The sequence below is a fragment of the Proteus sp. G2300 genome (genome assembly GCF_009915965.1).
GTDB classification, from domain to species: Bacteria; Pseudomonadota; Gammaproteobacteria; order Enterobacterales; family Enterobacteriaceae; genus Proteus; species Proteus vulgaris.
Genome location: NZ_JAABNK010000012.1, coordinates 39,085 through 45,805, shown reverse-complemented (window position 1 = coordinate 45,805; position 6,721 = coordinate 39,085). Strand labels below are relative to the sequence as shown.

The window sequence follows — 6,721 nt, the reverse complement described above, 5'->3', positions numbered from 1 at the left end:
TACGACATTAATGGTCGATTAACCCAAAAAGTGGTTCACCAACACGGTTTTCGGGCAAAAACGTGGTATTACCAATGGAATATGGAATACGCTTAACCAACTTATCGCCTGTTTTAACCCTGAAGGGGAATGCTGGCGTTACACTTACGATGCCTTTGGACGACGCCTCAGTAAAAGCAAGGTGGTCGATAATCACCCTATTACACCGCCCAATTCACCGTTTAAAAACAAACGCATTCAGCGTGTTGATTACCTGTGGTCTGGCGACCAGATGGTGCAGGAAACTCCGATTTATGCCGATGGCACACCCGCTTATGACGCTCAAATTCAGTGGCTCTACCAACCCAATGAAATTACCCCAACAGCACGTTATCAACGTGGAAAACTGCATTATGTCGTCACTGACCATCAAGGCACGCCACGCGAAATCTTTAGCGAAAAAGGCATTGTCAGCTGGGCAGGACGGTTAAATACCTGGGGACAAATGGCGTTTTGGCAATCTCATGATGATTATGCCGATAACGATCCTGAATATACCGAATGCCATTTTCGATTTTCCGGACAATATGAAGATAAAGAAAGTGGCTTGTATTACAATCGCTTTCGCTACTATGATAAGGATACAGGGCAATATATTTCACCAGATCCTATTGGATTATTAGGTGGCTTTAATCCGTATGGGTATGTGCATTGTCCTATTGGGTGGGTTGATCCATTAGGTCTTAGTAGTTTATTTACAGGCTCAACTTTTACAGGTCCTTCCGATATTACATATACTGTCTATCAACAACCAATTGACTGGGATTTAAAAGTTAATACGCGAGATGGTGTAAAAACGAATCTTCAAATCGTCCTCGAAGATGGTCGAAGTCCTATGGTGGTGAAAAATGGTAAATATGAGATCGTGAGTCTACATCACTCTAAACAAAATGGCTTAGGGCCTTTATTTGAGTTATCAACACCAACGCACGAACAATATAGATATAGTAATGCTTTACATCCACATTAACCGGATGCTCACCCTATCAATCCTGTAGATCGTAATCTTTTTGATGCAGATCGGAAAGCTTACTGGAGGCAAAGAGCTGAAGAAGAACTCAATCGTAGAAATCTGATTAATTGCTGTAAAAAAGGAGGGTAAATGTTAACCCCTAAATTGATTGATTATTTTAAAAATAAAAATTGGTGGTTTGATGAACCCTCAAGTGAGTACCGTGGTGCCTTGTAGAGTATTAATGTTGATATTAACTCTGATTTCGCACAGTTTTAAATGTAGTTCAAGAATTGAAACCACAATTAATCATTGTCTTAGGTACCCAATTATGGGATCAACTTCCTGAAATTAATGGGATTGAGTGGTGTTATTTAAAATTCACATCAACAACATTACCCAACCTCCCCTCCAACTCATCCATGTAATCCGCATACCACTGCATCATTTCCCTGCGTCCATCCATATAATATTGAGCATGATTATACGTGCCACTGATCGCGTTCTTATCGATATGCGCGAGCTGAGTTTCAATCCATGCCGAGTTATATCCTTTCTCATGCAATATCGTGCTCATTGTGTGGCGGAAGCCATGCCCTGTTAGCCTGCATACCCAAGTAACTCAATAACCTGATTTACGCTTTCCTTACTGATTGGTTTTCTATGGTCATTACGGCCTATAAAGACAAGCTCATAATGCCCTGATAGCGGCTTAAGTGAATTAAATAGCTCGATCACCTGTTTAGATAATGGCACAACATGCGGTCGCTTCATTTTCATCACTTCAGCCGGAATTCCCAAAATCCCTTTTTCTAAATCGATATCCTACCAACGAGCAAAGCGAAGTTCTTGAGTCCGAACAGCAGTGAGCAAAATAATTTTAGTTGCTGTTTTAGTGATCATGCTGCCTGTATATCCAGCTAGATCCTTCAGAAAATAAGGTAACTCTTCAGCGGTTAAGAATGGAAAATGTTGTTTCTTCGGTGGGGTAAGCGCTGTTGCCAGATCAGGAGCAGGATTGTATTCTGCCCTGCCAGTGATGATCGCGTATCTGTACACTTCACCGCAACGCTGGCGGACTTTACGCATCTTCTCTAAGGCCCGCGCCTCTCCATTTTACGCAGCGTTTCCAGCAGCTCTAACGGCTTGATTTCCGCTATTGGGCGTTTACCAATATAAGGAAAGATATCCTTTTCAAAGGTATCAATAATTTCATCACAATAACGCAGTGACCAGCGATCTGCTTTAGATTTATGCCATTCGCGAGCAATAGCTTCAAACGTATTCCCTGTACTGAGCTTTTGAATCGCCTTCTCTTCTTTTTTCACCTCTCCTGGATCACCACCAGCTGCGAGTACCTTTTTTGCTTGGTTTCTCATTTCACGTGCTTCAGCAAGTGTCACAGTAGGAAAAACACCAAAAGCTAATCTTTTTTATTTACCACCCAAAGCGATACTTCATTCTCCAGTAGCGTGAGCCTTTAGCGGTAACAAGGTATAAACTACCACCATCAAAGAGTTTATATGACTTCTCTTTAGGCTTTGCAGTCTCAACCTGACGGGCTGTTAATGTCATTGGGAGCACCTCATTTTGGGGTGAATTTTTAGTGCCCCCTGATATGCTCCCAAAAACCTATTGATGTAGGTTGACATCAGGAGACTGGGAAGTGTATTAATGGCTGGTATTATAAGGGATTACTTGAGTTTTGTGGAGTTGTATTGAACTTAATTGGCGGAAGATCACAGGAGTCGAACCTGCCAAGGACCGCTGGCGGCCCCATCTGGATTTGAAGTCCAGCCGCCCCACCGGGGACGATGATCTTCCATTTTTGAATGGGTCAAAAGGAAATAACGAGATGATTATACGCTGAATTATTTTTAATCCCAAGTGCATCAAATCAATAAAACCCCTTTCAAATAAAATAATCCCGTTTTTGAGTAAAACCTCCGATAATTACCGCGATACTATTGAACTTATACAGTTTCATCCTCATCTTACTATCTATAACGAATAAACTCAGTGGTGTGTTTTACGTCACTGCAAACCAAAATACAGGATGTTTTTTATGTCAAATCCATTACTTAGCACAACGGGATTACCTGCATTTTCCCTTATCAAACCAGAACATGTCGTTCCTGCACTAAACGAAGTTTTAACCACATATCGTGAAACAGTTGAAAAATTACTGGCTGATAATACTCAATTTACCTGGGATAACCTTTGCCAACCATTAGCAGAAGCAGGCGATAAGCTTTCTCGTGTTTGGTCCCCTGTTAGCCATTTAAACTCTGTTAAAAACTGTGCTGAACTACGTGAAGCCTATGAACAAAGTTTACCGTTACTATCTGAATTCAGTACATGGATGGGACAGCACGAAGGCTTATATCAAGCTTATAAATCAATTAAAGAAAGTGCGGATTTTAATGCGTTAACTCAACCACAGAAAAAAGCGATTGAAAATGCATTACGTGACTTTGAATTATCAGGCATCGGTTTACCAAAAGAGAAACAACAGCGTTTTGGTGAAATCAGTGCGCGTATGTCTGAGTTAGGTGCTAAATACGGTAATAATGTATTAGATGCCACAATGGGTTGGTCTAAACTAATTACTGATGTAGAAGATTTATCAGGTATACCTCAAAGCGCTATTGATGCGGCAAAAGCTATCGCACAATCTAAAGAGCAAGACGGCTATCTGTTAACACTTGATATGCCAAGCTACCTTCCTGTGATGACTTATGCGGATAATCGTGAACTTAGAAAAGAGATGAGCATCGCTTATAGCACGCGTGCCTCCGATCAAGGTCCAAATGCAGGTCAGTGGGATAATAGCGAAATTATTGCCGAGATCCTCGCACTACGCCACGAACTCTCTCAACTGCTTGGTTTTAAAAATTATGCTGAAAAGTCACTTGCTACTAAAATGGCTGAGTCTCCAGAGCAAGTCCTTAGTTTTTTAACTGACTTAGCACAACGAGCTCACCCGCAAGGTGAAGAAGAGTTAGCTGAACTCACTCAATTTGCAAAAGAACACTATGGCGTTGATAAATTAGAGTCATGGGATCTGGCTTACTACAGCGAAAAGCAAAAACAACACCTGTTCTCAATCGATGATGAGCAACTACGTCCTTACTTCCCAGAACAACGTGCTTTAAGTGGCTTATTTGAAGTTGTTCATCGTATCTATGGTTTAACAGCCAAAGAACGTAACAACATCGATACTTGGCATGATGATGTTCGTTTCTTTGAGCTTTATGATGAAAGCAACACCTTACGTGGTAGCTTCTATCTTGATTTATATGCACGCGAACACAAACGTGGCGGTGCTTGGATGGATGATTGCATGGGAAGAATGCGTCATGCCGATGGCAAGCTACAAAACCCTGTTGCTTATCTCACCTGTAACTTCAATAAACCTGTAGGTGATAAACCAGCACTGTTTACTCATAATGAAGTCACCACACTGTTCCATGAGTTTGGTCATGGCTTACATCATATGTTAACGCAAATTGATATCGCTGATGTTGCAGGTATTAATGGCGTTCCTTGGGATGCCGTTGAATTACCAAGCCAATTTATGGAAAACTGGTGCTGGGAGCCAGAAGCGTTAGCCTTTATTTCTGGTCATTATGAAACTGGCGAACCATTACCACAGGCAATGCTTGATAATATGCTTAAAGCAAAAAATTATCAGTCAGCAATGTTTGTATTACGCCAATTAGAATTTGGTCTGTTTGATTTTCGTTTACATGCTGAATATGATCCCGCTAAGGGAGCTCGTGTGATGGAAACCTTAACCAGTGTGAAAGAGCAAGTTTCTGTTGTTCCTTCAACACCTTGGGCGCGATTCCCTCATGCCTTTAGCCATATCTTTGCCGGTGGCTATGCCGCAGGTTATTACAGCTATTTATGGGCGGATGTCCTGGCTGCTGATGCCTTCTCTCGTTTCTCTGAAGAAGGTATTTTTAACCGCGAAACGGGTCAATCATTCCTTGATAATATTTTAACTCGTGGTGGTTCAGAAGAGCCAATGGAGCTGTTCAAACGCTTCCGTGGTCGTGAGCCAAAACTTGATGCTATGCTCAAAGGCTACGGCATTAAAGGATGATATGTGAATATCTGTTTACTTTGTGAAGAAGGCGCTGATAACAGCGCCTTATCTGATTTAGCGCAACGTTGGGGATTAGTTCACGACGAAACGCAAATCATGGCTTTAGTGTTAACGCCTACTCACCTTGAATTACGCAAACAAGATGAACCTAAATTAGGGGGCATCTATGTCGATTTCGTAGAAGGTACAATGGCACATCGTCGTAAATTTGGCGGTGGTCGAGGTGAGGCGGTAGCAAAAGCTGTCGGGATCAAAAAAGACTATCTACCTGATGTTGTTGATGCGACGGCAGGACTTGGTCGAGATGCGTTTGTATTAGCGTCTATTGGTTGCAAAGTCAGAATGGTAGAGCGTCACCCCGTCGTTGCTGCATTACTTGAAGATGGCCTAAAACGTGCTTATCTTGATGCTGATATTGGCGAATGGATGCAAGAGAGAATGACGTTAATTCATGCCTCTTCTGCCCAAGCACTCACTGAGATCACACCTCCTCCTGATGTCGTCTATCTTGATCCGATGTATCCACATAAGGCGAAAAGTGCATTAGTAAAAAAAGAGATGCGAGTGTTTCAATCTTTAGTGGGTGCTGATGAAGATGCAGATGCATTACTCGAACCAGCAATCACTTTAGCTAAAAAGCGTGTCGTCGTAAAACGACCTGATTATGCAGAGCCATTAAATAATCAACTCGCTCATGCCAATGTGACCACAAAAAATCACCGTTTTGATATTTATCCTTGTGTTTAAGGCTATCCTTTTATTATAAAGGGGCTTTTATAGCCCCTTTATTACACCACCACTGCTTTTCTTCTATTTTCTGATTATTGAATACTATACCCACCATCAATAACAAGATTATGACCATTTATCATATCTGAAGCATTACTCGCTAAAAAGACAGCGGCAGCGGCAATCTCTTCTGGTTCAGCAAAGCGTTGAGCTGGAATTTGAGCTTTCATTTTTTCGCCTTTCTCTCCTTCCCAAGCCTGCTTTCCTAAATCGGTCATCACAATAGTGGGGGATATTGCATTGATTTGTAAACCTTTAGGTGCCCATTCTAACGCTAACACTTTAGTCATACCGATAATACCCGCTTTAGTGGCACAATAAGCAATATGTTCGGGCAAAGCTATCACTCCCGCTTGAGAGGCTAAATTGATAATCTTCCCTTGCCCTTGTTGTAACATATATTGTCCCACTTCTTGGCATAACAAGAATGTCCCCGTTAAATTAACTGATAGCGTTTTATTCCAGTCCGCAACAGAAAGTGATCCCGCGGGCGCTAACGCCACAATACCTGCGCAATTCACCAAAATATCAATATGGCCAAATTCTTCAATTACAGAATAAACTGCACGATGTACAGACTCTTCATTTGTGACATCACATTGAATACCAACCGCACTATTTAATTGCTGAGCAACTTGCTCTACTTTATCTGATCTATCTAATAACGCGACTTTAGCCCCTTTCTGAATAAACATCTTAGCAATAGATAACCCTATTCCAGCGGCTCCACCAGTAATAACAGCGACTTTATTTGGCAGAGTAAAATCGATCTGCATTGCCATAAATTTCTCCTACAAAAATAACCACTTTATAAAGTGCCTCTTTTTTAA

General features: G+C 41.5%; 4 protein-coding genes, 1 tRNA gene and 1 pseudogene. 3 read left to right on the top strand and 3 right to left on the bottom strand.

The features are described 5' to 3' along the window. Nucleotides 1–181 precede the first annotated feature (181 nt). Nucleotides 182–1,009 (top strand): RHS repeat-associated core domain-containing protein, encoded by an 828-nt coding sequence (locus tag GWI97_RS18525; RefSeq protein WP_337247648.1) that lies wholly within the window; start codon nucleotides 182–184, stop codon nucleotides 1,007–1,009. 352 nt (nucleotides 1,010–1,361) lie between these two features. On the opposite strand, the pseudogene GWI97_RS06955 reads toward GWI97_RS18525, so the two are convergent. Beyond that, nucleotides 1,362–2,566 (bottom strand): annotated as a pseudogene (locus tag GWI97_RS06955) (tyrosine-type recombinase/integrase). A gap of 154 nt (nucleotides 2,567–2,720) precedes the next feature. After that, nucleotides 2,721–2,815: transfer RNA gene (locus GWI97_RS06950), tRNA-Sec, on the bottom strand. A gap of 241 nt (nucleotides 2,816–3,056) precedes the next feature. On the opposite strand from GWI97_RS06950, the gene prlC reads away from it, so the two are divergent. Continuing rightward, entirely contained in the window at nucleotides 3,057–5,099 is a 2,043-nt protein-coding gene (gene prlC / locus GWI97_RS06945) for an oligopeptidase A (protein WP_087803743.1), read from the top strand. A 3-nt stretch (nucleotides 5,100–5,102) separates the two neighbouring features. Further along, nucleotides 5,103–5,849 (top strand): 16S rRNA (guanine(1516)-N(2))-methyltransferase RsmJ, encoded by a 747-nt coding sequence (rsmJ, locus tag GWI97_RS06940; RefSeq protein ID WP_036933608.1) that lies wholly within the window; start codon nucleotides 5,103–5,105, stop codon nucleotides 5,847–5,849. Between the two features lie 74 nt (nucleotides 5,850–5,923). Here rsmJ and GWI97_RS06935 read toward each other — a convergent pair whose 3' ends face one another. Further along, complete coding sequence (locus tag GWI97_RS06935) at nucleotides 5,924–6,673, bottom strand: SDR family oxidoreductase (protein WP_036933607.1); 750 nt, start codon at nucleotides 6,671–6,673, stop codon at nucleotides 5,924–5,926. Nucleotides 6,674–6,721: the final 48 nt, after the last annotated feature.